Genomic DNA, 25,829 nt, shown 5'->3' on the forward strand with positions numbered 1-25,829 from the left:
GCCGATGTCCGAAAGATCGCCCGGACTATCCGACTGGCGGGCGTGCCCATACGCAAAGGCCCCGGCGAACCTGCGTCCGCCGGGGCCTCTATCTGTTTGCGATTCGGACGATCAGACGATCGCGGCCGCCTTTTCGAGACTGCGGAACATCGCCTGCTGTACGATGTACTCGTGCCGCGCATCGGCATCGGCCTCGAGGTGGGCGAGGTGCGTTTCGCGGGCATCGACCTTGTCCTCTACCGCCGCCTTGTTGGCGATGGTCTGCGCCTGCACGAAATCGCGCGTCACGGTGCGGCGCTGGCGGTCGTAGAGCGAGAGCTGCGCTTCGGCGTCCGCGCCTTCGAGGATCACGCGGCTCAGCTTCTCGACCAGGTTCACCGCATCATGGATGCCCGAGTTCATGCCGAAGCCGCCCAGCGGGTTGTTAAGGTGGGCGGAATCGCCCGCCAGCATGATGCGGCCCTGACGGAAGCTGTTCGCCACGCGCTGGTGGACGCGGTAGCAGGTGCGGTGCTCGGTCTGGACGGGAATGTTGACGCCCAGCAATTCGGCGAAAACCGCGTCCTTGGCGGCGTCGCTGGTCACTTCGGCGACCGAAGCGCCCGACTTCTGCGGCACGAGGACGCGCCACAGACCGGGAACCTTCAGCAGGACGCACCAGAACGGATCGCCGCTGACGTAGTTCACTTCCTTGACCCAGGGCAGGTGCTCCTCGATCGGATAGGCGGTCGAGAGGGTCAGGAAGGTTTCGTCGTAGGTGAAGCCATCGAAGCCGATGCCCAGCCACTTGCGCACGGTGGAATTGCCGCCGTCCGCGCCGATCAGGTAATCCGCGTGGAATAGCTTGATGTCGAACGGGGTTTCGACCGAAACCTGTACACCGTTGGAGCCCTGCACGCAGTTGGCGACCTGGTGCGAGAACAGCACTTCCGCGTTCGGCATCTCGGCCAGCTTGGCGGCGATCAGGCGGGTCAGCTTCCACTGCTCGCACTGCAGGCGATAGGGATAGGGCGTGATGTCGCCGATTTCGCTCATGTCGAGCGAGAAGGTACGGCCGGTGTTGCGGTTGCTGTATTGGTACAGCGGCGCGCGCAGGCCCTGGTCTTCCAGCGTCTGGCGCAGGCCGAGCTTTTCCAGCATCTCGAGCGTCGGCGGATGGAGGGTGGAGGCGCGCATGTCCTCAAGGCAGGTCGGCGCGCTTTCCAGAACGCGGACTGAAATCCCCTGCAGCGCCAGAGCATAAGCAGCCACCATGCCCACTGGGCCGCCACCGGCGACCAGTACCTGCGAGCGTGAATTGTCTAGTGGTAGCAGCAAGGCGTCCCCCGATGAGTAAATGCCTGTCAGGTAAGGTCGCCAAACGTCGCCGTGACTTGCACGACTGCGCGAAGACCGTCCCCCAGTGAACTGAAAACGACGTGTCGGACTGTGCGCCGCCTGCAGGACTGCCCTTCGACTTTTCGCGAATTCTGGTCCCAAGAGGCGCGCTGCCCTGTTTCGGCATAAGCGAGTTTGGCGGGAGGTGATCCGGTGATTGCACCGATGTTCGCGCTGCGATCACTCGGCCTTGATCACCCCTTGCCGTCCGGGGCATGTGGCAGAACGCAGGACAGGGAAACTCGGCCATGCCGGCCTACAGAATTGGAAAACCGATGTTACTTGACCCCAAGCCCCAGAGTTCCGCCGTTTCCGCGCTGCTCGATGCCCCCAAGGCCGCCCGCATGCTCATCGGCGGACAGTGGGTCGATGCGGCGGACGGCGCCGTCGTCGAGACTCTCGATCCGGCCAGTGGAAAGATCATCGGCACGATCCCTGACGCCTCCGCTTCCGATGTGGACGCCGCCGTCGCCGCAGCGCGCAAGGCGCAAGGGCCGTGGGCCGCGACGCCGCCCGCCGAGCGTGCGCGTATCCTCTGGAAGATCGCCGACCTTATTGAAGCTAACATCGACGAATTGTCGGAACTGGAAGCGCTCGACCAGGGCAAGCCGCTCTACGTGGCGCGCTGGGCCGAGATTCCGGGCGCGGTGGGCCAGTTCCGCTTCTTCGCCGGGCAGGCCATGGCGATCGAGGGGCAGACCATCACCCCGTCGATCACCTATCAGCCGCAGGGCAAGGAAATGCGCGCCTGGACCGTGCGCGAGGCCGTCGGCGTCGTTGCGGCGATCGTGCCGTGGAACTCGCCGCTGGTGCTCACCGCGATGAAGCTGGCCCCGGCCTTCGCGGCGGGCTGCGCGGTCGTGCTCAAACCGGCCGAGGACACCTCGCTCTCGGCGATTCGTCTGGGCGAACTGATCCAGGAAGCGGGCCTGCCCGACGGCGTGTTCAACGTGATCACCGGTCGCGGCGCGATTTCGGGTGCGGCGCTGGCCTCGCATCACGACGTCGACAAGGTTGCCTTTACCGGCAGCACTGCGACGGGCCGGGCGATTCTCGACGCGTCGAAGGGCAACCTCAAGCGCGTCAGCCTTGAACTGGGCGGCAAGTCGCCGGTCGTGATCATGGGCGATGCCGACCTGAACCTCGCGATTCCCGGCGCGGCGAACGCGATCTTCTTCAACGCCGGACAGGTCTGCGTGGCGGGGTCGCGCTCCTATGTCCACGCCTCGGTCTACGATCAGGTGGTCGAGGGGCTGGCGGCTTATGCCGGCGGGCTCAAGCTCGGCCACGGTCTTGACCCGGCGACGCAGATGGGGCCGCTGGTCAACGCGCGTCAGGCCGAACGCGTCAGCGGCTTCATCGCCGGTGCGCGCAGCGAAGGCGCGGCCATCGTCGCGGGCGGCGAGCGCCTTGGTCCGGCCGGCACTTTCATCACTCCGACCGTGGTGGCGAACGTGACCGCCAGCATGGAGATCGTGCGCGAGGAAGTCTTCGGCCCGGTTCTCGCCGTGCAGAAGTTCGATGACGTGGAAGAAGTCGTCGCGATGGCCAACGACAGCGTCTACGGCCTCGCCGCCAGCGTCTGGACGGAATCGCTCTCGCACGCGCATCGCCTGTCCTCGCGGATCAAGGCGGGTACGGTGTGGATCAACTGCCACTCGATGTACGACGCCAGCCTGCCGATCGGCGGCGTAAAGCAGTCCGGCTACGGCCGCGACAGCGGGCGCGAGGCGCTGGAAAGCTACCTTGAGACGAAGACCATCTGCGCTGTGGTGTGATGCAGGAATCCTCCCTGTCCCGAAGGGATGGGGAGGGGGACCGCCGACGCAGTCGGTGGTGGAGGGGGAATTTCCCCTCCGTCAGCCGCTTCGCGACTGCCACCTCCCCATTGCTGCGCAACAGGGAGGATGTAGGACAAAAAAGAAGGCCCGGTAGGACTTGCGTCCCGCCGGGCCTTTTAGGGTGAGGGTGGGCCGGGCACCATTTCTGGCACCCGGTCCGGGAGAGATCAGAAGCTGTAGCGGGCAGTCGCCAGCACGGTGCGCGGATCGGTCATGAAGCGCGGGTTCACGACCGAGAAGCCGAAGCCGGTCTGCCAGTTGATCTGGTTGAGCAGGTTCTTGCCCGCGACCTGGAACTGCCAAGGCCCGACGTCGTAACCGACATAGGCATTGACGATCTGCGTCGAGGTGACTGCGCCGATCGCGGCGTTGTCTGCCGTCGAGAAGAACTTGTCGCGGAAGTTGGCATCGGCGCCGAACTTGACCTTGCCCGAGCCGAGATCGAAGTTGTAGTCGAAGCCGACGGTTGCCTGGTAATCCGGCAGGAACGGCGGCGCATTGCCTGCGAGTGAACCGCCCGAGGTGCGGTACTTGCCCTTGTTGAGTGCACCGTTGCCCCAGATCTGCAGGCCATAGACCGGCTTCCATGCGATCTCGGCTTCGAGGCCCTTGATCGTCATGTTGTAGTTTTCGATCAGGAAGCCGCCGTCGCCGAGGTTGATCGATTCCTGACGGTTCTTGATCTTGTTGACGAAGCCCGAGAGCGCCACGCGCACGGTACTGCCGAGGTCGGCCTTGATGCCCGCTTCGAAGGCATCGGTGCTCTGTGGCTTGAAGGCTGCGGCCAGCTGCGCGGCGGTGGAGGCGAGGCCGTTGTAGCCGCCCGACTTGAAGCCGACGCTGTACGAACCATAGAGCAGCACGTCGTTGCTCGGCTTGAAGTTGACGCCCAGCTTGGGGGTGAACTTCTTGTAGTGGTCGCGGCTCACGGCCAGATCGCCGCCGATGTCGGCGTTGAGCGCCTTGTCCTCGAGCGTATAGCGACCGCCGGCGATAAGGGCGAGCTGGTCGGTGACGTTGAAGGTCAGCTGGCCGTAACCCGCCCAGGCGTCGGTCTTGGCATGGAAGTTGGTGCGCGAGGGCACGAAGAACGTCGTCGTGTCGACGATCTGGTCGCCGTTTTCGTGGAAGTAGTAGAAGCCGACGACGTAATCGACGAGGCCGTCAGCCAGCGAGCCGGCGGCGTTAACTTCCTGGCTGAACTGCCACTGTTGGGAGTCGCTGCTGCGCACGAACAGAGCAAGCGGTGTCGTGCCGGTGGAGCCGATCATCGAAGGATAGACGCCGCCCGAGAAGTCCTGAATCCAGAAGTCGTCCATCTCCGAGTAGCCGGTGATGGAGGTCAGCGTGCCGCCCGGATAGTCGGCCGAGAGGTGGAGCGATCCGCCCTTCTGCTTGACGCGGGTGTCCGATGCCACCGGCGAGAGCACGGTGCGGTACGAGCCCGAGAGCGGGACGATCTTGCCCTCGTCGTTGGTGGTGGTGTTGACCGACCACTGGCCGTCCGAGTTGAGGTCGAGGTAGAACAGGTTCAGGCGGGCCTTCACCACGTCGCCCTTGTAGGCGAGGTCGAACTGGCCGCCCTTGAAGTCTTCCTTGCCCACCTTCTTGTCGAGCGTGGCGTTGTACTGGCGGCCGCCGTCACGGGCGCGCACGATGCCGTTGAACGATGCGGCCCACTTGCCGTCCTCGCTCAGCGGGACCGAGATGTAGCCCTTCACGCGGCGCTCGTTCCAGGTGCCGTAGCCGACCTGCACGTTGCCGGTGAACTCGTCCGAGGGCTGCTTGGTGATGATGTTGATCGCACCGGCCGAGGCATTGCGGCCGTAGAGCACGCCCTGCGGGCCGCGCAGGACTTCGATCCGCTCGATCTCGGCGAAGTCCATCAGCGCGCCCTGCATGCGGGCGTTGTAGACGTCGTTGATGTAGAGCGCGACTTCGGCTTCCGACATGACGTAGCCGCCGTCGGTGCCGCCGCCGCCGCGGATGTACGCCTTGAGGCCCGCCGAGCCGCCGGTCACGCCGTCCAGCTTGAGGTTGGGGACGAGGCGCGCGACGTCGGTGGGGGTGTTCACCTGACGGGTCTGGATTTCGTCAGCGGTGATGGCGGTGACGCTGATGGGCACGTCCTGCAGGCGCTGTTCGGTGCGCTGCGAGGTGACGACGATGTCGCCGAAGCCGTTGGCGTCGCTGCTCGCATTTGCGGCGGCGTCCTGCGCGGCGGCCATGGCGGGGAAGGAGCCGATCGCGGTCGCGAGCAGCAGCCCCTTGGAGAATGCCTTCATCATGGTGTCGAATGAACCTTTGTGCGTAGTATCTTCTGAACCCTGGCCCGTGGCGACGTGGCTCTTTTCGAAAGGAGCTTTGCGTCGGCGCCCGTCAGGCAAAGCGGAAGCTGTCGGTGATAAGGTTTTGTGGCAATGCTGCGCCGCAAACTGTCCGCAGGATGATAACTCAGACGCATCGCTCCATGCATGAACCGCTGTGCGGATAAAAACGGCCGGGTAGCGCGCCACTTTTAGGGGCGAGCGTCAGACTGCCGCGAAATCAACGCAGTGGAGGTCATGATGGCAGAGCTTACCGCAACGCAGGGCGCGGGCGTCGTACTGGTCACGGGCGCGGCGTCCGGCATCGGCAAGGCGGCGGCGGACCTGATCGAAGCGGCCGGGCGCACGGTGGTTCGCGCGGATTTGCACGATCACGACGGACGCGGCGTCGCGCTCGATGTCGCCGATCCCGCCGCATGGGATGCACTCGTCGCGCGGCTGGAGGCCGAGGGTGGTATCGACGGCCTCGTCAACTGCGCGGGCGTCGGCGGCCTCGGCGCCATCGACGAGATCGCCATCGAGGACTGGGACCGCATCATGGCCGTCAACCTGCGGGGCACGGCGCTCGGCTGCCGGGCGGTGCTTCCGGCGATGCGCGCGCGGGGGCGCGGCTCGATCGTCAACATCGGCTCCACCTTCGGTCTCGTCGCGCGCAACGACTGCGTGGCCTACGGCGTGAGCAAGGCGGCGGTCATCCACCTGACCCGATGCATGGCGGTAGACCTTGCCGATGCGGGCGTGCGCGTGAACTGCGTGTGCCCCGGCCTGATCGAGACGCAGATGACGGCCCCGCTCGCCGATGCCGGGCTGGAGGCGCTGATGCAGGCCAACCTCCAGGCCCACGCGCTGCGCCGCATCGGCAAGCCCGCCGAGGTTGCGGAAATGGTCGCTTTCCTTATCTCGGATGCAGCCAGCTTCGTGACCGGGGCGGCGATCCCGGTCGATGGCGGCTACACCTCGGGCAAGTGGGTGTGACGCTCCACTGTCCGAGGGGTGGAGATTCCACTTTCGCAGGTGCGTGATCGCCGGCCCCGCTTATAGTTTGCGCATACGTCTTCAGGGATAACCCAATGCTCAACACCTTCCAGCAGCAGATCCATGGCATGCTGCCCACCCCGACCTCGGAAGAAGCCTCGCGGCAGGAGTTCGCGAAGAGCCTCAAGCACTTCATCCAGCAGGGCCTGCTGCCCGGCCTGCACCCGATCTATTCGGGCCGCGCCGCCCAGCGCTTCGAGAAGGAAGCGGGTCGCGCGCCGGTCGATCGCCACGACATCCGCAAGGCGATGGTGCCGGACAACTACTTCCGCCACTACGCCGCCGTGAACCGCATCAGCCAGGAACTGTTGTGGGACAGCGTGATCGATTCGATCGAGCGCGAGGAAGACAGCCTCAAGGCCGCCGCCGCAGAGAATTCGGCGAAGAACAAGGGCGAGCTGCACATCCCCGAGGGCTTCGAGGTTCCGCGCTACGTCTCCTCGCTCGACATCCACTGCATGCCGGGTGGTTATGCGGGCGGCCCGGACGATGCTTCGGACGTCTCGCTCGGCGTGCTCTACGACCGCGGTGTGTACCTCTATTCGATGGGCTACACCGGCCCGTTCAACGACGACATGGGCCGCTCGGTGGTGAACTACCTCAAGCGCAACATGCCGGACTTCAAGCCCAGGCGCATCCTCGACCTGGGCTGCACGGTCGGCCACTCGACGCTGCCGTACAAGGAACTGTTCCCCGAGGCGGAGATCTGGGGCGTGGATGTCGGCGGTCCGATGGTGCGCTATGCCCACGCCCGCGCCGGTGCGTTCGGCCTCGACGTCAACTTCGCGCAGATGAACGCCGAGAAGACCGAGTTCGAGGACGCCTCGTTCGACCTCGTCGTCAGCCACATCCTGCTGCACGAGACCAGCGGCAAGGCGATGCCCCGCGTGTTCGAGGAATGCGCCCGCGTCCTCAAGCCCGGCGGCCTGATGATCCACGCGGATCTGCCGCCGTTCGACCTGATGGACCCGTTCACGCAGTTCATCCTCGACAACGAGACGTACTACAACAACGAGCCGTTCTGGGGCGCGATGCGCGACATGGACCAGATCGCGCTGGCCACCAAGGCGGGCTTCGACCCGGCGACCATCCGCTTCGACACCGCGCCGATGGCGGTGATGGAATATGCGGGTGCGGGCTATACCGAGGAATCTGCCGCCGACGTCGCCGAGCGCGAGTTCACGGCGGGCGAGTTCGCTCCCGGCGGCGGCTGGGAAGTTCTCATCGCCCAAAAGCCCCACGCTCAGCCTACTGCCTGATCCCTTAGGAACGAGACAAAGACATGAAGCGTGACGCACGGGGCAAGCGGCCCCAGTTCTACCAGGACCCGGCCCTCGACCAGATGATGGGCATGATCATGGTCCTCGCGGGTGAGGTTTCGGTGCTGGCCGACCAGCTCGATTCCACCCAGCGCGTGCTGGCCAACCACAACATCGACGCGCGCGCCGAAGTCGATGCGCTCGTCCTCGACGACGCGGCGCTGGAAGCCCGCGAGGCGCGCCGCCAGCAGATGCTGGAACGCATGTTCTATCTCGTCCGCAAGGAAGCTTCCGAGGCGGCAGGCAAGGAAACAACCGAAGGCTACATCGCCACCCTCGACGCGATCGCGGAAGGGTAAGCGATACAATGAGCATGAATGCGAGCGCGCTGGCGAACATCGTCGGTGCGGACAACCTGCTGACCGACCCGGCCAAGGTCGCCTACTTTGCCACCGACGTCTACCGCGCACAGGTCATGCCGGGCGCGGTCGCGCGTCCTGGCACGATCGAGGAACTGCAGGCCGTGGTGCGCGAGGCGGCGGCCGCCAAGCTGCCGTTCACCGTGCGCGGCGGCGGCGCGTCCTACACCGATGGCTACAATGCGGTGGACGGCTCGCACCTGCTCATCGACATGAGCCGCCTGAACCGCATCGTCGAGATCGACGAGTTCAACGGCTACGTCACCGTCGAGGCGGGCGTTACCTGGCTCCAGTTGTCCGACGCGCTGGAGGCCAAGGGCCTGCGCACGCCGTTCCGTGGGCCGTTCTCGGGGATCGCGGCGACCATCGGCGGATCGATGTCGCAAAACTCGATCAGCCACGGCTCGGGCGCATGGGGCATTTCGGCGGAATCGGCGCTGGCCTTCGACGTGGTACTCGCCGACGGCAGCCTGCTGCGCACCGGCACAGGCGCGCTGGGCGAGAAGCCGTTCGGCCGTCATGCGGGACCTGACCTCACCGGCCTGTTCACCGGCGACTGCGGCGTTTTCGGCCTCAAGGCCCGCGTTACGCTGCCGCTGCTGCGCCACAAGCCCGCGCATCGCGTGCTGTCCTTCGCCTTCGCTGAATTCGCGCAGATGCACGAATCGATGCGCCGCATCGCCATGGAGCGGGTCGAGGATTCGCACTTCGCGCTCGACGCTGCGCTGTCGCAGGGCCAGATCGCCAAGCAGGAGCGCGCGGGCGGGCAGCTGGCGATGGCGATGTCCATCGTCAAGAGTTCGCCCTCGGTCTTCGCCGGGCTCAAGCAGGTCGCGGCGGCGGGCATTCTCGCCCGCAAGCAGATTTCGGCCTCGAACTTCATGACGCACTACATCGTCGAGGGTTTCGACGATGCCGAGTGCCGCGCCAAGCTGCAGCGCCTGCGCGACCTGACCGCCGACCTCGGCCGCGAAATCGTCGCGACGGTGCCTTCGGTGGTGCGCGGCATGCCTTTCGCACCGCTCTACAACACGCTCGGCCCGGGCGGCGAGCGCTGGGTGCCGCTGCACGGCGTCATGGCGCACGACCGCGTGCGTGATTTCCACGAAGCGCTCCAGCGCTTCTACGCGGACCGCGCCGCCGACATGAAGCAGCACGGCGTGTGGGGCGGCGGCATGTATTCCACCGTTGGGTCGAGCGGTTTCCTTTACGAAATCGCGCTCTACTGGCCGGACGAGCAGACCGCCTACCACGCGGAATCGGTGCCCGGCGACTACCTCGCCAGCCTGCCGAAATTCCCGGCGAACCCGGCCGCGCGTGAGTACGTCCATCGGCTCAAGGGTGAGCTTGTCGATCTCTACGACGCCCACGGCGCGCTGCACTTCCAGCTCGGCCGTGCCTATCCCTACGCCGCGCGCCTCGGAGCAGAGCCCAAGGCGCTGGTCAGCGCGATCAAGTCGGCGCTCGATCCGCAGGGCCTCATTGGTCCGGGCGTGCTGGGCCTGTGACCCGTAACACCGTCCGCAAGTCCTACGTGGACCTTGCGGACGGGCAGCTGCACGTGCGCGAGGTGGCGGGCCTTGAAGCGCCGGGCGGGGAGCCCGCCATCGTCTTCCTGCACCAGACCGCGTGCTCGGCGCAGAGCTACGACCCGCTGCTGGCCGAACTCGATCTGCCCAACCGGCTCGTCGCGATCGACACGCCGGGCTTCGGGGGCAGCTTCGATCCGGTCGGCTGGCCTTCGCTCGCGGACTATGCGGCGTGGATTCTGGAAGGGATCGACGCGCTCGGGATCGGGCGTTTCCATGTCTTCGGGCATCACACCGGCTCCAGCCTTGCGGTGTACTTCGCCGCGAACCATCCCGAGCGGGTGGCGTCAATCATACTGGCGGGCGCCGAGCTGATGACGCCGGATGAGCGCGCGCACTTCGAGCAGACGCATGGCGAGCCGATCGGCCTCAAGCGCGACGGATCGCACCTCCAGACCAACTGGGACTACGCCGCCGGCTACAACGAGGGCATCGACGTGGAGATCATCCATGACGAAGTCGTCGCCATGCTGCGCGCATGGAAGGCCCGACCACAAGCCTACATGGCGGTGGCAAAGTCCGACACGCCTGCACTGGCAGCGCGCGTCACCGCGCCAGTGCTGCTGCTGACCTCACCCGACGACTATTTCCACGCCGAGCTGGACCGCGCGAAGGCCGCTTTCCCCGGCGCGAGCCTTGCCGTCACCGGCGGGGCGAACTTCCAGGCCACCGCGGACCCGCAAGGCGTCGCGCGCGCGGTGGAAGAGTTTCTGGCGTCGTCCCGGATCAAGTCCGGGACGACGTGGATCAGGAATAATCCAGTTCCGGGCGGGTGCGCTCCTGCTGCGCGGGGTCGGTTTCAACGAGGTTGATGAATACCCCATCGCAGTCGCGGATGCAGACTTCCAGCTGCGCGCGGTGTTCCATCGCGAAGACCTGTGGCTCCGGCGCCCACGTTGCGCCGAGGGCGCGCAGCGTTTCCATCGTTCCGGCCATGTCGGTCACGTAGAAGACCAGCGCCACCTCGCCGATGCGCGCCGGGCCGGTTGCGGGGGGGATGGCGTCGTCCGTGGTGCCGTCCGCCAGCTTGAACAGGCCGACCATGCCGTAGTTGGGGCCGGGGCGCTTGACGATGCGGATCTCGAATGGGCGCGGGTCGTCGAAGCCCAGGATCTCGGTCGCCGAAGGATGGCTCAGCTTGCCCTCGAAGTAGGTCTCGGTGAGGCCGATGGCGCGGTAGAACTGCGTCGCCTTGTCGAGATCGCGCACGAAGATCGTCGCACGCACGAGGGCGGAGGAGGGATGCTCGGTCATCGGTCTGCCTTTGCTGGTTCGCCCCGATAGTTCCCGTCCTGCCGCGCCGCCGCGAGCGCGCGGCCGCCAATGGTCGTCAGGTGGACAACGGGACGGGTGCCGCCTTGCGGAAGGTCGGCCCGGGGCGCGATGAACGGTCATGACCGGGAGCATCAGCAGCCCCCGATCCGCAAGGGCGACACGATCTTCCGGCCAGGGTTCTGCCGGCCCGTCTGCAACTCTTTCGGAGAGTCCGCTCTCCAGCTGCGTGGGATATAGAAAATGACGGATTCTCTCGGTTACCGCATGAAGTTCGCGGTGGTCGCCCCCTCGACCAACACCAGCGTCGAGCCCGAGTACGCGGACATGCGCCCGCGCGGCGTGACCAACCACTTCTCGCGCATCGCGATTCCCGACACCAAGGTCGTGGACGACGCGACGTTCGTGGAGATGCTGGAGAACATCCGCAGCGCCACGTTCGATGCGGTCGACGTGTCGATGTCGATGGACCCGGGCTGCGTCGTCATGGGCATGTCGGCCGAGACCTTCTGGGACGGTGCCGAGGGCGCCGAGCGCCTGCACCAGCGCATGCTGGAGCGGACCGGCGGCGTGCCGGTGATCATGGGCTCCACCGCCGTGGACGCCGCGATCCGGGCCTATGGGGAGGCCGACGGCAAGAAAATCCGCAAGATCGGCATCCTCACCCCTTATGCGCCGGTGGGCGACGCCAACGTCAAGAAGTTCTTCGAGGACCAGGGCTACGAGGTCGTCCACGTCGAGGGCCTCAAGTGCCAGTCGCCGATGCTTATCGCGCACGAGAGCAAGCAGACCCTCAAGCGCGCCGCCATCAAGGTAAGCGAGGGCGTCGACGCGGTGATCCAGGCGGGCACCAACCTGGCCTTCGCCGAAGTCGCCGCCATGGCCGAGTTCTGGCTGGAAAAGCCGGTGATCGCGATCAACACCGCCACCTACTGGCACGCCCTGCGCACGATGGGCTTCACGGACCAGAAGGAAGGTTTCGGCCGCCTGCTTGCGGATTTCTGATCCGCCACTTGCAAAGCAAGCACTGGCGATACGGCATCGGCGCTCTAAGCTGACCTCAGGGTCGAGAGATTAGAATACGGAGTTCACAATGGAATACGATTACGTCCCGATGCCGCAGCGCCAGCCGCTCCAGTGGCCGGACGGCAAGCGCGTGGCGCTGCTGATCACCTTCAATCTCGAGACCTGGGATCTCACCAAGGATACCGACAAGCCCTACTACGCGGGCGGCCCGGCGATCCTGCCGGACATCCTGCCCGGCAACACGCCGGACTTCCCGAACTACACTTGGCGCGAATATGGCCAGCGCGTGGGCATCTGGCGCCTGTTCGACCTGTTCGACGAACTGGGCGTCAAGGCCAGCTGCACCACCAACGCCGTCACCTTCGAGCGTCGCAAGGCGATGACCGATGCGGTGCTGGAGCGCGGCTGGGAACTGCTCACCCACAACTGGGAGCAGGGCGAACTGCTCACCACCTTCGCGCACGAGCCGGAGAAGGAGCGCGACATCATCATGCGCTCGCTCGAGCAGTTCGAGAAGTACACCGGCCGCAAGTCGAAGGGCTGGCTCTCGTCGTCGCTGCGCGGCACGATGCAGACGGCGGACATCCTCGCAGGGGAGGGCTGCACCTTCTACTGCGACATCATGAACGACGACCAGCCGTACCTGCTGCGCACGCCGAACGGCCCCATCGTCTCGGTCCCGTACTCCAACGAGATCAACGACTTCACTTTCATCACCCGCAAGAACTTTACCACCGACCAGTTCCGCGATGCGCTGATCGAGGAACTCGACGTGCTCTATGCCGAAGGCGCCAAGAGCGGCCGGATCATGAACATCGGCCTGCACCCGCACGTCGCCGGCCGCGCCCACCGCGTCCGCGCGGTGCGCGAGTTCATCGAGCACGCGAAGTCGCTCGACGGCGTCTGGTGGGCCACCCGCGAGGAAATCGCTGAGTGGTATCTCCAGAACCACGAGAGCCATATTCCGGGTCAGCTTGGGCAGGGTCAACTTGGCCAGGGTCGGGTCGGCTGATGGACAAGGCTAGGGTTCTCGTCGCCGGCGGCGGCATTGGCGGGCTGGCCGCGGCCATCGGGCTCCTGCGCAAGGGGTTCGAGGTCGAGGTCTTCGAAGGCGCGCAGAGCTTCGGGGAAGTGGGGGCGGGTGTCACGCTCGCTCCCAACGCGATGGCGGGGCTGCAGTACCTCGGCCTCGGCCCAAGGATCGAGGCTGCGGGCAGCGAGCCGATGCGGCAGGTGGTGCGGCACTGGGAGGACGGGCGTGTCCTCAAGACGCTGGAGCGCGGCAACCAGATGCGCGAGAAGTACGGCGTTCCGTACCTCTACATGCACCGCGCCGACCTTCACGCGATCCTCGTCGAGACGGCGCGGGAGCTGGGCGGCAAGCTGCATCTCTCGGCCCGCGTGTCCGAAGCCGGGCATGACGGCGCAGAAGCCTGGCTGAAGCTGGAGGACGGCACCGAGCATCGCGGCGACCTGCTGGTCGGCGCGGACGGCCTCAAGTCGGTGGTGCGCAGGATTTTCGAGCCGATCTCGGCCCATTTCACCGGCCACGTCGCATGGCGCGGGGTAGTGCCGGTGGATGCCGAACTGCGCGAGCTTGCCGAGAACCCCGGCAACTTCATCGGGCCGGAGCGCATGGCGGTGTGGTATCCGCTACGCGGCGGCACGCAGATCAACCTCGTCTTCTTCGCCCGCGAGGAAGGCTGGACCGATGACGGTTGGACGATTCCGGCCAGGCGCGCCGAACTGCAGCAGGTCTTCGCCGGCTGGTGCGAGCCGATCCAGTACATGATCGCGCATCTGGAGGAAGACCGCCTGTTCAAATGGGCGATCAACGCCCGCTCGGCGCTGTCGACGTGGAACCAGGGCGGCTGCATCACCCTGCTCGGCGATGCGGCGCACGCGATGACGCCGTTCCTGGGGCAGGGCGCTTCCTGCGCCATCGAGGACGCGGTCGTGCTCTCCCGTGCGATGGAGGGGAGCGACACGGTGGCCGAGGCGATCGAACGCTACGAACGCGCGCGCATCGAGCATGCGACGTTCATCCAGGCGGAATCGAACGCCAACGCCGAACGCCTGCAGAGCAAGGACGCGGACAACTTCGGCAAGAAGGAAGTCCGCAACGAGGAAACGCTGGGCCTGTTCGCCTACGATGCCGGCAAGGTGGAAGTATAAGATGACCCTGACTGCAGCCGATTTCCCCGTCGAACTCTCGCCCGGCACCTGGGACGTCCTGCGCGGCGACTTCCCGCTCCTGATCGACGGCAAGTTCGTATCTTCCGCAAGCGGCGCGGCGGGCGTAACCCACGATCCCGCGACCGGCGCCGCGCTGGCGGACTTCGCGCTCGGCGATGCGGTGGACGTGGACCTTGCGGTCCGCGCGGCCCACAAGGCCTTCGGCGGCCCGTGGTCGAAGCTCTCGCACTTCGAGCGCGCAAGGCTGCTGCGCAAGCTGGCCGACCTGTTCGAGGCCAACACGCAAGTGCTGGCCGAACTCGAGGTCATCGACAACGGCATGCCGATGTGGCTCGCTGGCCTGACCGCCCGCAACAATGCCGAACTGTTCCATTACTACGCGGGCTGGGCGGAGCGGATCGAGGGCACCACCACGACCCCGCCCGCGCATGTCCTCGCGGCGGGAGAGGCGCTGACCTACACCCTGCGCGAGCCGGTCGGCGTCGTCGGCCAGATCGTGCCGTGGAACGTCCCGCTCTCGATGGCGTGTCTCAAGCTGGCTCCGGCGCTGGCGGCGGGCTGCACCGTGGTCCTCAAGCCCGCCGAGGAGACGCCGCTCAGCGCCGTCGTGCTCGGCCGTCTGATCATGGAGGCGGGCTTCCCTGAAGGCGTCGTCAACATCGTCAACGGCGATGGCGCGACGGCGGGCGCGGCGCTGGTCAAGCATCCGCTGGTGTCCAAGATCTCGTTCACCGGGTCGACCGAAGTGGGCAAGCTGATCGTGCGCGAATGCGCCGACGATCTCAAGAAAGTCAGCCTCGAACTGGGCGGCAAGTCGCCGGTGATCGTCTTCCCGGATGCGGACATGGCCAAGGCCGTGCCGGGCGTTGCGATGGCGACCTTCTTCCTGCAGGGCCAGAACTGCATGGCGGGCACGCGCATCTTCGTCCACGCCGATATCTACGACGAACTGCTCGAAGGGATGGCCGCGTTCGCCGGGTCTATGAAGATCGGCCATGGCCTGCATGCGGACACGATGATCGGTCCGCTGATCTCCGCCAAGCAGAAGGCCCGCGTCATGAGCTTCGTCGAGGAGGCGAAGGCAGGCCCGGCGCGCGTCGTCGCGGGGGGCAAGGCGCCCGAAGGCCCCGGCCACTTCGTCGAACCCACCATCGTTGCCGACACCACCCCCGACATGCGCGTGGTGCGCGAGGAGATCTTCGGCCCGGTCATGGCCGTCCAGCGCTTCGAGGGCGACGACCTCGACGCCATCGCCGCGATGGCGAACGACAGCGACTTCGGCCTTTCGGGCAGCGTCTGGACGCAGGACCTGTCCACCGCGCACAAGATGGCGGCGCGGGTGCGGTCGGGCCATGTCTCGGTCAACACTCACGGTGCGGTCGGCGCCAACATCCCGTTCGGCGGCTTCAAGCAGTCGGGCTGGGGGCGTGAGTTCGGGCGGGAGGGGCTGGACCTCTATCTGGAGACCAAGGCCGTGACCGTGGCCCTGTGATGGAAAGTGCAGTGACTTATCTTCGCCGTCATGCGGGCCGCATCGTCTATCATCACGCCGATGGTCCGCAGGGGATCGAGGACTTTGGCATCGACGTGCGCGCCGATGGCCGCACGGTCCGCGCCTATTGCGAGATGGGCGACGGCGCCCTGACCCGCGACGCCTCGTGGAGCCTCGATGCCGATCTGCGCCCGGTCGAGGGTCAGGTGCGCGTCGTCCAGCACGGCAAGCTGACCGGCAGTTCGTGGTACTATTTCACGCCCGACGCCACGCACTGCGAGTCGCTGACCGCGAACCTCGGTCGCACCAGCCAGACCTTGCCCGGACGGGTCGATTATCTCGGCCTGCATCCGCTCGTGGGCGACGGTGCCATCGCGCTTGCGCGCGGGATCGACGAGCCGGGTGCGGAGCGGATGATCCCGAGCGTCACCTGTTCCTACGACATCAACGGCGAAAGCTCGCTTGTCGCGCTGCCGATCACGATCGGCGTTACCTATGTCGGCAAGGAGGAGGTGACCGTCCCGGCGGGCACGTTCACGGCCGACGTCTACGAACTGCGCTGGCAACCGCACTGGCCGCCAGCGCGGCTGTGGGTGCACGGCGAGGATGCGGTGTTCCTGCGCCTGACCTGGGAGTTCTCCGGCCTCGACAGCCAGCTGGAGCGCTACGCGACCGCCACGGGCGAGGATACGGCTTGGTTCGCGGGGGCTTCGACAAGCTCAACCTGAGCGGTGTCGAAAACGGGTCTTCACATTCTCTTTGGATAGGCGGTGTGGAGGACCAGCCCCCAAATCCCGCTCGGGCTGAGCTTGTCGAAGCCCCCGGTGAGCAAGGCCGTGCCTAAAGACAGCCACCGGTCCCGGCCTGCGCCGGGACGACGCAGGCCCTCAATGTCGCTCGATCGAGACGTGGCGCAGTTCATGCACCGGCGCGAGGCGGCGGCGCAGTTCGCCATGGTCGCGTGCCGAACTGGCCGATATGATCGCGGCATGGGCGTCGGGGCCGATGCGCCAGACGTGAAGGTCGGTGATGCGCGCGTCGCCGGGGCCTTCGATGGCCTCGCGCACTTCTTCCGCGACGTGGTCGTCGGTGCGGTCGAGCAGGATGGCGGCGGTGTCCTTCATCAGCGACCATGACCAGCGCGCAATGACGACCGCGCCGACCACGCCCATCAGCGGGTCGAGGAAGGTCCAGCCCAGATAGCGCCCGGCCAACAACGCGACGATCGCCATGACCGAGGTGAGCGCATCGGCCAGCACGTGCAGGTAGGCCGAGCGCAAGTTGTTGTCGTTGTGCGCGTGGCCGTGACGATGCCCGTGATCATGATGGTGCCCATGCCCGTGCCCATGGTGGTGATGGTCGCCGGAGAGCAGCAGGGCGCTGACGATGTTCACGATCAGGCCGATCACCGCGACGATGGTGGCGTCCCCGAACGCCACCGGACCGGGGTTGAGCAGGCGTTCCACTGATTCCGCCCCGATCCCCACCGCGAACAGCGCCAGAACCAGAGCCGAGGCGAAGCCGGCGAGGTCACCGACCTTGCCGGTCCCGAAGCTGAAGGCCGGATTTCGGCGGTGCCTGCGAGCATAGCGATAGGCCAGCGCGGCGACGCCGAGCGCTCCGGCATGGGTCGCCATGTGGAACCCGTCGGCGAGCAGCGCCATCGATCCGGTGGCATATCCGGCGACGATCTCGCCCACCATCATGACGGCGGTGAGCACGACGACCCACTGCGTGCGGCGGGCGTTGGCGTCGTGCGAGGCGCCGAGGAAGTCATGATCGTGAATGGTTGGGTGAGGCAGGGAAGCCATGGGAGATGCGGTCTTTCTACTTCGCGTAACGGCGGATGGCGGCGATCACGGCCTGTACGCCGTCCTCGCGCTCGGCATCGGAGAGGTCGGGCGCGGAGACGTGGGTGCGCAGGTGGTCCTCGATCAGTTCGTCGATGAAACCGTTGACCGCGCCGCGGACCGCCGCGCTCTGCAGCAGCACTTTCGCGCAGTCCTCCCCTTCGACGAGCGAGCGCTCGACCGCCTGCAACTGCCCGACCATGCGACGTATCCGCATGATGAGCGCCTGATTGTCCTTGCCGAGATGTGCCATACCTATACCCCCTTAGGGTATAAGCGGAGAAGCCGCAAGGTTTGACCCGCCCGGGCGGTCCCGATACGGGAACAAAGTCGAGGGCCGTTCATTTCAAAAGCCCGCGCCGACGCTCCGTTTCGCTTCGGGAGCGTCGCCCATCCGCCGGTTCGGGTCGCCATCCGCAGCCGGCGCCACAGACGCAGGATCACGAGCACGCGATGAGCGTAATCACCACTATCGCCGCAGCGGCAGCCGCCCCCGCCGCCACTCCGGCTCCCGCAAAGTCCCCCATTCCCGACGTTTCCGTGCAGGTCCGCGACTTGTCGAATTCGACCTTCGCGTGGTTCCAGACCTACTGGCTGCAGATCATCATCGCGGTGGCCATCGCCGTCGCCATCGTCTCGGCGCTTTACGCGCTACGCCGCCTCGGCGCGCGGTTGTGCCGCGAAGAACGCGGGCGGGGCGACTGGCTCACCATCGTCGGCCGGGTGGTCACCAAGACGACCAACTATTTCATCATCATGGTCGCGATCCGCGCGGTCGACGGCTACGCGCAGACGCCGCCGATGATCGACCGGATGGTGACCTTCTTCTTCACCCTCGCCGCCGTCCTGCAAGGCGCGATCTGGGCGCGCGAGTTCATCCTCGGCGCGATCGAGCACAAGACTTCGGCCGAGCACTTCAAGGGCGAGGCGATCATCAACGCCATGGGCCTCATCCGCCTGCTGGTGAGCGTGGTCGTCTTCGCGGTGGCGACGGTGGTTCTGCTCGACAACATCGGCGTCAACGTCACCGGCCTCGTCGCGGGTCTGGGTGTGGGCGGCATCGCCATCGGTCTGGCAGCGCAAGGCATCTTCGCCGATCTTTTCGCGGCGCTGGCGATCATCTTCGACCGCCCCTTCAGCAAGGGCGACCAGATCAGCTTCGGCACCAGTTCGGGCGTTATCGAGGCGATCGGCCTCAAGTCCACCCGCATCCGCGCCTATACCGGCGAACTGCGGATCATCGCCAACAAGAACCTGCTCGACAAGGAGATCCTGAACGTCAGCGGGCGCGACCACATCCGCCTGCCGTTCACCATCGGCGTCGCCTACGAGACCCCTCCGGAGACGCTGGCGCGCATTCCGGGCATCCTGACCGAACTTGTCGAGGCGGAAGGCGGCAAGGCATCGCGCGCCGGTTTCGAGAGCTTCGGCGCCAGTTCGCTCGATTTCAGCCTGCTGGTGGACGTGCCCGGCAAGGACTGGGGCATCGCCCACCCCTTGCGCGACCGCTTGATGGTGGCGATCGTCGAGCGGTTCGCGCAGGAGGGCATTGCGATCCCCTATCCCACGCAGACGACCTTCACCGCCGCGCCCGACGGCACGATCATCATGCCCTATCCCGAAAAGGCGACCTGACGACGATGGCAGGACGCTGTACGCCTTTCGTCGAAACCCCGGATGCGTTTGCCGGGAGAATCAGCTAAACGCAGGCGGCAATGGAGCTTTCCCGCCATATAGCCGCCGACCCCCGCGAGCCCGAACTGGACAACGTGCTCGTCGAGACCCCCTTGCCCGAAGGCAGGGGGTGGCGCACTTGGCCGCGCCGACTGTTGGCATGGCTGTGGCGGCTTCTGCCGTGGCACCGCTGGACGTGGAAGCAGCGCATCGTCCGCACTTTCGCGGGGGTTCTGGCGCTGTTCGTGCTGACCGTGGGCTATCTCGCGGTCACCGCGCCGCTGTCCAAGTCGCTCCAGCCGATCGCGCCGCCCGAGATCACCCTGCTCGCCGCCGACGGTACGCCGATCGCCCGCAACGGCGCGGTCACCGACGATCCGGTCAAGGTGAAGGACCTGCCGCCGCACGTCGTGCAGGCATTCCTGGCGATCGAGGACCGGCGTTTCTATTCGCACTGGGGCATCGACCCGCGCGGCATCGCCCGCGCCGCGCTCAGCAACGTGACCGGCGGGAATACGCAGGGCGGCTCCACCATCACGCAGCAGCTGGCCAAGTTCACCTTCCTCAGCTCGGAGCGCAGCCTCACGCGCAAGGCGCGCGAGATGCTGATCGCGTTCTGGCTGGAGGCATGGCTGACCAAGGACGAGATCCTCGAGCGCTACCTTTCCAACGCCTACTTCGGGGACAATACCTACGGCATCCGCGCGGCCTCGCTGCACTACTTCCATCGCCAGCCCGAGAAGCTGACCGAGGGGCAGGCGGCGCTGCTGGCGGGGCTGATGAAGGCTCCCTCGCGCCTGGCGCCGACCAACAACTTCGCCGCGTCCGAAAAGCGGATGAGGGTGGTCCTGCAAGCCATGGCCGATGCGGGATACATGACTCCGCAGCACGCGAAGGCCGTATCCACGCCCCGTCTCGACGTGCGCAACCGGGCCGAGCTTCCGACCGGCACCTACTTCGCCGACTGGGCGCTGCCGCAGGCGCGCCAGCTCGAAGCGGCGGGCCACGCCGAGTCCTATCGCACCACGCTGGATTCGCGCCTGCAAGCCGCCGCGCACCGCGCCACCCGGCAGGTTCCTGCAGGCACGCAGGTCGCGCTCGTGGCCATGCGCCGCAACGGAGAGGTCGTCGCCATGGTCGGCGGGCGGGACTATTCGCAAAGCCCGTTCAACCGCGTCACGCAGGCGCGCCGCCAGCCAGGCTCGACTTTCAAGCTGTTCGTCTACCTCGCCGCGATCAAGTCCGGGATGAGCCCCGAGGATACGATCCCCAACACGCCGATCGATACCGGCTCCTACCGCCCGCAGAACGCCGGCGGGGCCTATTCGCCGACGATCACGCTGGAGGATGCCTTTGCGCGGTCCAGCAACGTCGCGGCGGTGCGGCTGTTCAACCGGGTCGGGGACGAGTCGGTGATCGACATGGCGCGGCGGCTCGGCGTGTCTTCGCCGCTGCCGATGGGCGATCCCAGTCTGGCGCTCGGCACCGCGACGATGACGCTGCTGGAACTGACCTCCGCCTATGCGGGTGTCGCCGCCAACAGCTTCCCGGTCGAGCCGCGCGCCTTCCCGGTGCCGGAGGCGGGCTGGTTCGACTGGTTGCTCGACGGCAAGCGCTCGCTCTCGAAGCATGATCACGAGGCGATCGAGGGCATGCTGCGCGCCACCGTCAATCGCGGCACCGGCCGTGCGGCCATGCTGCAGGCGCCGAACTTCGGCAAGACCGGCACCAGTCAGGAGAACCGCGATGCGCTCTTCGTGGGCTATTCGGGTGATCTCGTCGTCGGCGTCTGGGTCGGCAAGGACGATAATTCGCCGCTGAACGGGGTCTCCGGCGGCACCGTCCCGGCGCGCATCTGGCGCGACTTCATGCGCGAGGCATTGGGCGAGAAGGCCGCGCCGCCGCCGCGCAAGGCTGCCGATCCGGACGGCCCGGTCCAGCCGCTCGACGTGCCGGACCTCGGCGACATTCCGGTGGGCGACGACAACCACATCCGCATCGAGAACGGGCAGGCGGTGTTGAGCACCAGGGTCGAAGGGGTGCCGCTCGACGTGACGCTGGAGGGGCAGGGCCTGCGCATCGAACCGAGCGGCAGCGCCTCACCCGCACCGAGATCATCGGTCGCGCCGAGTCCTTCGGCGACGCCGTGACAGTTCGTCGTCCCGGACTTGATCCGGGACCGGTGGCTGTCTTTAGGCGAGTTCTGTCGGCAGGGTGCTGCTCCCGTAAGTGGGCTGGTCACGGCCAGCGGTCCCGGATCAAGTCCGGGACGACGTCCCTGCCGTCATCACACCGGGATTTTAGTCCGGTACACCACCGGCCTTAGTGCAAAGCTGGTGGTGACTTGCGAGACGCCCTCGATCCGCGTCAGCCTGTTGCGCAGGAAATCCTCGAAAGTGCCCAGCGAAGGCACCAGCAGCCGCAACTGATAGTCCGCCTCCCCGGTCATCAGGTAGCATTCCATGACCTCGGGAAACTGCATGATCGCGGTTTCGAAGGCTTCCAGGTGGCGGTCATCCTGCTGGTCCAGTCGCACGCGGACGAAGGCGGTGACGCCAAGACCTACCGTCTCGGGATCGACCAGCGCGACGTAGCGGGTGATCACGCCTTCGCCTTCCAGCTGTTTGAGACGGCGCAGGCAGGGGGAGGGGGACAGGCCGACCCGCTCCGACAGTTCCTGATTGGTGATGCGTCCGTCGGACTGCAGCTCGTCGAGAATCCGGCGGTCAATCGAGTCCAGCGGTGATGGCATGATTATGGCGTCCATTGTGGAATTATCGGCAGGTTCTGCCAATGGATACGCGCTGAGAGGCCGAACACGCAAGGACATGCGCAGCCCGCCGAGCGTATCCTGCCGCGATGGCGCTCGAGCGCCATTCAGGGAGCATGAGCAGATGGCCGACACGATCACCCAGACCCGCGCCGACCTTGTCGCGACGCTGGAGGCACTGGAGAAGCGGCTGCTGTGGCTTTCGGCATGGACGATCCACAACGCCAACCACCTGCGCCCCAAGCGCGATGGCCTGAAGGTCGGCGGGCATCAGGCCAGCTGCGCCTCGATGACGGCGATCATGTCCGCGCTCTACTTCCATGCGCTGCGCCCGCAGGACAAGGTGGCGGTGAAGCCCCACGCGGGGCCGGTGCTCCACGCGATCCACTACCTGCTGGGCGAACAGACGCGCGAGAAGCTGGAGCGCTTTCGCGGCCTCGGCGGCGTGCAGAGCTATCCCTCGCGCACCAAGGACACGATCCCCGTCGATTTTTCGACCGGCTCGGTCGGCCTCGGCGTCGCGGTGACGGCGTTCTCGAGTCTGGTGCAGGACTATCTCGTCGCGCATGGTCAAGTGCGCGAGGAAGACGCGGGGCGGATGATCGCGCTGATGGGCGATGCCGAACTCGACGAGGGCAACATCTACGAATGCCTCATCGAAGGCTACAAGCACGACTTGCGCAACTGCTGGTGGGTGGTGGACTACAACCGCCAGTCGCTCGACAGCACGACGGCGGACCGCATGTTCCGCCGCTTCGACGACATCTTCGAGACCTGCGGCTGGCGCGTCGTCACGCTCAAGTACGGCAAGCTGCAGCGCGAGGCTTTCGCAAAGCCCGGCGGCAAGGCGATCGAGGAATGGATCGACCAGTGCCCCAATGCCGATTTCGCGGTGCTCACCTATCAAGGCGGCGCGGCGTGGCGCGCGCGGCTGATGGCCGACATCGGCGGCAAGGCGCAAGTTCGCAAGCTGCTGGACAGCTACGACGACGATGCGCTGGCGGCGCTGATGACGAACCTTGGCGGCCACTGCATCGAGAGCCTCATCGACGCCTTCGATGCCTGCGACGACGACCGGCCGACGCTGTTCATCGCCTACACCGTCAAGGGCCACGGGCTGCCGCTGGCGGGGCACAAGGACAACCATTCGGGCATGATGAACCCGCCCCAGATGGAGCAGTTCCGCACCCTGATGGGCGTGCCGGAAGGGCAGGAGTGGGAACCCTGGGGCGGCCTTGGCGACAATGCCGCCGCCGCGCTCGACGCCTTCGTCAAGACCAGCCCGATCGCCCGCAAGCCCGCCGAGCCCCTGGCGCCGATGGTTGCCGTGCCCGCGCTGCCGGCGCCCGAAGGCGCGGAGCAATCCACGCAGGCCGCCTTCGGGCGCATCCTGCTCGACATCGCCAAGTCGGGCGAGGAACTGGCCGACCGCATCGTCACCACCGCGCCCGACGTCACGCAGACCACCAACCTCGGCGGCTTCGTCAACCAGCGCGGGCTGTTTCGGCGGCAGGAACTGGCCGACGTGTTCCAGAAGGCGAAGATCCCCTCGGCGCAGAAGTGGTCGGCGCACGGGGCGGGCCAGCACATCGAACTGGGCATCGCCGAGAACAACTTCTTCATCATGCTCGCCTCGCTGGGGCTGGCCGGGCCGCACTTCGGCACGCGGCTGCTGCCGGTGGGGACGGTCTACGATCCGTTCATTTCGCGCGGGCTCGATGCACTGAACTACGGCTGCTATCAGGACTCGCGCTTCCTGCTGGTGGGTACGCCCTCGGGCCTGACGCTGGCGGCGGAGGGCGGCGCGCACCAGTCGATCAACACGCCGTTGATCGGCATGGGCCAGCCGGGGCTGACGGCCTTCGACCCGGCCTTCGCCGACGAACTGGCGCTGATCATGGGCTGGTCGTTCGACCACATGCAGCGCGAGGACGGCGGCTCGGTCTACTTGCGCCTCTCCACCCGCGCGATCCCGCAGGTGTCGCGCGAGAACGACGACTGGCAGGCCGATGCCTTGAAGGGCGGATACTGGCTGAAGAAGCCGGGTCCGGACGCGCAGGCGGCGATCGCCTTCTCCGGCGTCGTGGCACCCGAAGCGCTGGCGGCGTGGGAGCAACTGGCGGAGGATCTGCCGGGTATCGGCCTGCTCAACGTGACCTCGCCGGACCTGCTCCATCGGGGCTGGTCGGCGCGGCGGGCGGCGCGCTGGAACGGGCAGAAGCAGGCGCCGAGCCATGCGGAGACCTTGCTGGGCGCGCTGGCGCCGGGGGCGGGGCTGGTGACGGTGCTGGACGGCTCGCCGGGGGCGCTGTCGTGGCTGGGCGGGGTCAAGGGCATGCGCGTCAGCCCGCTCGGCACCGACCGCTTCGGGCAGACGGGGGACCTCTACGATCTCTACCGGACTTACCGCCTCGATGCCGACGCCATCATCGACGCCGCCGCCGAACTTTTCCTGGAGGATTAAGCGCCTTCAGCGGCGAGGGGGCGCGGTCGATCCCCTCGTCACCAGGGTGCAGTCGAAGGTCTTCTTGCCGACTTCGCTGGTCTTCCTGAAGTCGAGGAGCAGCCGCACGGCTTCTTCGGCCATTTCGAAGATAGGCTGGCGCATCGTCGTCAGTTCCGGCCAGACGCTGCGGGCGATCCAGCTGTCGTCGAAGCCGACGACGGAGAGGTCGTCGGGGATCTTGACGCCCAGCTGCGCGGCGGCAGCGAAGACACCGGCGGCCATGTCGTCGTTCTCCGCGAAGATCGCGGTCGGCGGCTGGGGCGCGCGCATGATCTGCAGGCCAGCGCCGATCCCGGAGGAAAACGTGAACTCGCCGGTGGCGGTGACGATGTCGGACGGGGCGTGGCCACGTTCCTCCAGCGCGGCGACGAAAGCTTCGCGCCGCCATTGGCTCGCGCCATGCGTCGCCGGGCCGTCGATCAGGCCGAACCTGCGGTGGCCGAGGCCCCAGAGGTGGCGGACGAGATCGTGCACCGCCGCTGCGTCGTTCGAGCGGACGCTGGCGACTTCGGGATTGTCGCGGATCGGGGCGAGCAGGACGTAGGGCAGCTTGCGCGCGTCGAGGGCGGCGATCACGGCCGCGTTGTCGCAGGCGGGCGGGGTGACGACCATGCCGTCCAGGCGGGCGCTGGCGAGCAGGCCGTCCATGGTCTCACGGATGTCGCTGGCCGAGGTGTCGACGCTCTCGATGACCAGTTGAAAGCCTGCCGCGCGGCAGGCGGCATAAGCGCCGTTGAGAATCTGGAGCGTGTAGCCCGGACTCGGGTTGTCGAACAGGATGCCGAGGAAGAACGAGCGCCCGGCCGCCAGCGCACGCGCGGCGAAGTTGGGGCGGTAACCCAGTTCGGCGACGGCCTTGTCGACCTTGGCCTTGAGGTCGGGGCGGACGCTCGCTTCGTTGTTGATAACCCGGGAGACGCTTTTCATCGAGACGCCCGCCTGACGGGCAACGTCCATGATGGTGACCTTTTTCATTTCCCCCGGTGCGTCCTCAGATTGGCTTTGTGCATGGCCTCTGTTTCACCAAGCCCGCCCGAATGCAAGGCAATCGCCATCACGCGGGAAGCGGGTTCAGTATGAAGACAGCGTTGTATCAAGCAATCCTGTTAGCGGTCACTTTCTACCTGAAATCGCAAGCATCTTTTTTAATGACAGCGCTGTTTTTTGGAAATACATATGCAGCAGATCAAACGTCA

21 protein-coding genes are annotated in these 25,829 nt (G+C 66.5%); 14 read left to right on the top strand and 7 right to left on the bottom strand.

All coding sequences use genetic code 11. The features are described 5' to 3' along the window. Positions 1-111: 111 nt before the first annotated feature. On the bottom strand, positions 112-1,317 hold the full coding sequence (locus tag BES08_RS22445; protein ID WP_231958333.1) for an FAD-dependent oxidoreductase: 1,206 nt from the start codon (positions 1,315-1,317) through the stop codon (positions 112-114). Between the two features lie 404 nt (positions 1,318-1,721). Between BES08_RS22445 and BES08_RS22450 the strand changes: the two genes are divergently transcribed. Then, positions 1,722-3,155, top strand: coding sequence for an aldehyde dehydrogenase family protein (locus BES08_RS22450; RefSeq protein ID WP_083274806.1), 1,434 nt, complete (start codon positions 1,722-1,724; stop codon positions 3,153-3,155). A gap of 230 nt (positions 3,156-3,385) precedes the next feature. On the opposite strand, the gene BES08_RS22455 is transcribed toward BES08_RS22450, so the two are convergent. Further along, entirely contained in the window at positions 3,386-5,506 is a 2,121-nt protein-coding gene (locus tag BES08_RS22455) for a TonB-dependent receptor (protein WP_036529010.1), read from the bottom strand. Between the two features lie 279 nt (positions 5,507-5,785). Between BES08_RS22455 and BES08_RS22460 the strand changes: the two genes are divergently transcribed. The 5 genes from BES08_RS22460 to BES08_RS22480 all read left to right on the top strand — a co-directional run bounded on the left by BES08_RS22460 (position 5,786) and on the right by BES08_RS22480 (position 10,659). Then, entirely contained in the window at positions 5,786-6,520 is a 735-nt protein-coding gene (locus BES08_RS22460; protein ID WP_036529053.1) for an SDR family NAD(P)-dependent oxidoreductase, read from the top strand. A 95-nt stretch (positions 6,521-6,615) separates the two neighbouring features. After that, positions 6,616-7,839, top strand: a complete 1,224-nt coding sequence (locus BES08_RS22465; RefSeq protein WP_036529012.1) for a class I SAM-dependent methyltransferase — start codon at positions 6,616-6,618, stop codon at positions 7,837-7,839. 23 nt (positions 7,840-7,862) lie between these two features. After that, on the top strand, positions 7,863-8,198 hold the full coding sequence (locus tag BES08_RS22470; protein WP_036529014.1) for a hypothetical protein: 336 nt from the start codon (positions 7,863-7,865) through the stop codon (positions 8,196-8,198). A gap of 8 nt (positions 8,199-8,206) precedes the next feature. Further along, positions 8,207-9,766: an FAD-binding oxidoreductase gene (locus BES08_RS22475; protein WP_069709463.1), complete on the top strand. Its 1,560-nt coding sequence runs from the start codon at positions 8,207-8,209 to the stop codon at positions 9,764-9,766. Further along, positions 9,763-10,659, top strand: coding sequence for an alpha/beta fold hydrolase (locus BES08_RS22480; protein WP_051587113.1), 897 nt, complete (start codon positions 9,763-9,765; stop codon positions 10,657-10,659). The genes BES08_RS22475 and BES08_RS22480 overlap by 4 nt, the downstream gene beginning before the upstream one ends. On the opposite strand, the gene BES08_RS22485 is transcribed toward BES08_RS22480, so the two are convergent. Beyond that, the gene (locus BES08_RS22485) at positions 10,595-11,101 is read right to left on the bottom strand and encodes a VOC family protein (protein ID WP_036529017.1); all 507 of its coding nucleotides are present in this window, start codon (positions 11,099-11,101) and stop codon (positions 10,595-10,597) included. The genes BES08_RS22480 and BES08_RS22485 overlap by 65 nt on opposite strands. Positions 11,102-11,362: 261 nt before the next feature. On the opposite strand from BES08_RS22485, the gene BES08_RS22490 reads away from it, so the two are divergent. The 5 genes from BES08_RS22490 to BES08_RS22510 all read left to right on the top strand — a co-directional run bounded on the left by BES08_RS22490 (position 11,363) and on the right by BES08_RS22510 (position 16,561). Next, on the top strand, positions 11,363-12,124 hold the full coding sequence (locus BES08_RS22490; protein WP_036529019.1) for a maleate cis-trans isomerase family protein: 762 nt from the start codon (positions 11,363-11,365) through the stop codon (positions 12,122-12,124). Positions 12,125-12,212: 88 nt separating this feature from the next. Then, a complete protein-coding gene (locus BES08_RS22495; protein ID WP_036529021.1) occupies positions 12,213-13,157 on the top strand; it encodes a polysaccharide deacetylase family protein in 945 nt (314 codons plus the stop codon). Beyond that, entirely contained in the window at positions 13,157-14,320 is a 1,164-nt protein-coding gene (locus tag BES08_RS22500; RefSeq protein WP_036529023.1) for an FAD-dependent monooxygenase, read from the top strand. The genes BES08_RS22495 and BES08_RS22500 overlap by 1 nt, the downstream gene beginning before the upstream one ends. A gap of 1 nt (position 14,321) precedes the next feature. Next, on the top strand, positions 14,322-15,833 hold the full coding sequence (locus BES08_RS22505) for an aldehyde dehydrogenase family protein (RefSeq protein WP_036529025.1): 1,512 nt from the start codon (positions 14,322-14,324) through the stop codon (positions 15,831-15,833). A gap of 11 nt (positions 15,834-15,844) precedes the next feature. After that, positions 15,845-16,561 (top strand): hypothetical protein, encoded by a 717-nt coding sequence (locus BES08_RS22510; RefSeq protein WP_155986428.1) that lies wholly within the window; start codon positions 15,845-15,847, stop codon positions 16,559-16,561. A gap of 159 nt (positions 16,562-16,720) precedes the next feature. On the opposite strand, the gene dmeF is transcribed toward BES08_RS22510, so the two are convergent. Beyond that, complete coding sequence (gene dmeF / locus BES08_RS22515; protein WP_036529029.1) at positions 16,721-17,644, bottom strand: CDF family Co(II)/Ni(II) efflux transporter DmeF; 924 nt, start codon at positions 17,642-17,644, stop codon at positions 16,721-16,723. Between the two features lie 16 nt (positions 17,645-17,660). Then, positions 17,661-17,936 (bottom strand): metal/formaldehyde-sensitive transcriptional repressor, encoded by a 276-nt coding sequence (locus BES08_RS22520; protein ID WP_008832657.1) that lies wholly within the window; start codon positions 17,934-17,936, stop codon positions 17,661-17,663. 200 nt (positions 17,937-18,136) lie between these two features. Between BES08_RS22520 and BES08_RS22525 the strand changes: the two genes are divergently transcribed. Continuing rightward, complete coding sequence (locus tag BES08_RS22525; protein ID WP_155986429.1) at positions 18,137-19,318, top strand: mechanosensitive ion channel family protein; 1,182 nt, start codon at positions 18,137-18,139, stop codon at positions 19,316-19,318. A gap of 80 nt (positions 19,319-19,398) precedes the next feature. Beyond that, positions 19,399-21,507: a transglycosylase domain-containing protein gene (locus BES08_RS22530; protein ID WP_036529031.1), complete on the top strand. Its 2,109-nt coding sequence runs from the start codon at positions 19,399-19,401 to the stop codon at positions 21,505-21,507. A gap of 137 nt (positions 21,508-21,644) precedes the next feature. Here BES08_RS22530 and BES08_RS22535 read toward each other — a convergent pair whose 3' ends face one another. After that, entirely contained in the window at positions 21,645-22,124 is a 480-nt protein-coding gene (locus BES08_RS22535; protein ID WP_008832660.1) for an Lrp/AsnC family transcriptional regulator, read from the bottom strand. A gap of 127 nt (positions 22,125-22,251) precedes the next feature. Here BES08_RS22535 and BES08_RS22540 point away from each other — a divergent pair, with 127 nt between their 5' ends. Then, positions 22,252-24,591 (top strand): thiamine pyrophosphate-binding protein, encoded by a 2,340-nt coding sequence (locus tag BES08_RS22540; RefSeq protein ID WP_036529033.1) that lies wholly within the window; start codon positions 22,252-22,254, stop codon positions 24,589-24,591. Between the two features lie 6 nt (positions 24,592-24,597). On the opposite strand, the gene BES08_RS22545 is transcribed toward BES08_RS22540, so the two are convergent. After that, on the bottom strand, positions 24,598-25,608 hold the full coding sequence (locus BES08_RS22545; protein WP_036529037.1) for a LacI family DNA-binding transcriptional regulator: 1,011 nt from the start codon (positions 25,606-25,608) through the stop codon (positions 24,598-24,600). Positions 25,609-25,829 lie beyond the last annotated feature (221 nt).

The sequence above is a fragment of the Novosphingobium resinovorum genome (assembly GCF_001742225.1).
GTDB lineage: Bacteria > Pseudomonadota > Alphaproteobacteria > Sphingomonadales > Sphingomonadaceae > Novosphingobium > Novosphingobium resinovorum_A.

Coding starts and splice junctions, on each gene's coding strand:
- BES08_RS22450 (WP_083274806.1), top strand. CDS start 1,722: ATGCTCATCGGCGGACAGTGGGTCGATGCGGCGGACGGCGCCGTCGTC.
- BES08_RS22455 (WP_036529010.1), bottom strand. CDS start 5,506: ATGATGAAGGCATTCTCCAAGGGGCTGCTGCTCGCGACCGCGATCGGC.
- BES08_RS22460 (WP_036529053.1), top strand. CDS start 5,786: ATGGCAGAGCTTACCGCAACGCAGGGCGCGGGCGTCGTACTGGTCACG.
- BES08_RS22465 (WP_036529012.1), top strand. CDS start 6,616: ATGCTCAACACCTTCCAGCAGCAGATCCATGGCATGCTGCCCACCCCG.
- BES08_RS22470 (WP_036529014.1), top strand. CDS start 7,863: ATGAAGCGTGACGCACGGGGCAAGCGGCCCCAGTTCTACCAGGACCCG.
- BES08_RS22475 (WP_069709463.1), top strand. CDS start 8,207: ATGAGCATGAATGCGAGCGCGCTGGCGAACATCGTCGGTGCGGACAAC.
- BES08_RS22485 (WP_036529017.1), bottom strand. CDS start 11,101: ATGACCGAGCATCCCTCCTCCGCCCTCGTGCGTGCGACGATCTTCGTG.
- BES08_RS22490 (WP_036529019.1), top strand. CDS start 11,363: ATGACGGATTCTCTCGGTTACCGCATGAAGTTCGCGGTGGTCGCCCCC.
- BES08_RS22495 (WP_036529021.1), top strand. CDS start 12,213: ATGGAATACGATTACGTCCCGATGCCGCAGCGCCAGCCGCTCCAGTGG.
- BES08_RS22500 (WP_036529023.1), top strand. CDS start 13,157: ATGGACAAGGCTAGGGTTCTCGTCGCCGGCGGCGGCATTGGCGGGCTG.
- BES08_RS22505 (WP_036529025.1), top strand. CDS start 14,322: ATGACCCTGACTGCAGCCGATTTCCCCGTCGAACTCTCGCCCGGCACC.
- dmeF (WP_036529029.1), bottom strand. CDS start 17,644: ATGGCTTCCCTGCCTCACCCAACCATTCACGATCATGACTTCCTCGGC.
- BES08_RS22520 (WP_008832657.1), bottom strand. CDS start 17,936: ATGGCACATCTCGGCAAGGACAATCAGGCGCTCATCATGCGGATACGT.
- BES08_RS22525 (WP_155986429.1), top strand. CDS start 18,137: ATGAGCGTAATCACCACTATCGCCGCAGCGGCAGCCGCCCCCGCCGCC.
- BES08_RS22530 (WP_036529031.1), top strand. CDS start 19,399: ATGGAGCTTTCCCGCCATATAGCCGCCGACCCCCGCGAGCCCGAACTG.
- BES08_RS22535 (WP_008832660.1), bottom strand. CDS start 22,124: ATGGACGCCATAATCATGCCATCACCGCTGGACTCGATTGACCGCCGG.
- BES08_RS22540 (WP_036529033.1), top strand. CDS start 22,252: ATGGCCGACACGATCACCCAGACCCGCGCCGACCTTGTCGCGACGCTG.
- BES08_RS22545 (WP_036529037.1), bottom strand. CDS start 25,608: ATGAAAAAGGTCACCATCATGGACGTTGCCCGTCAGGCGGGCGTCTCG.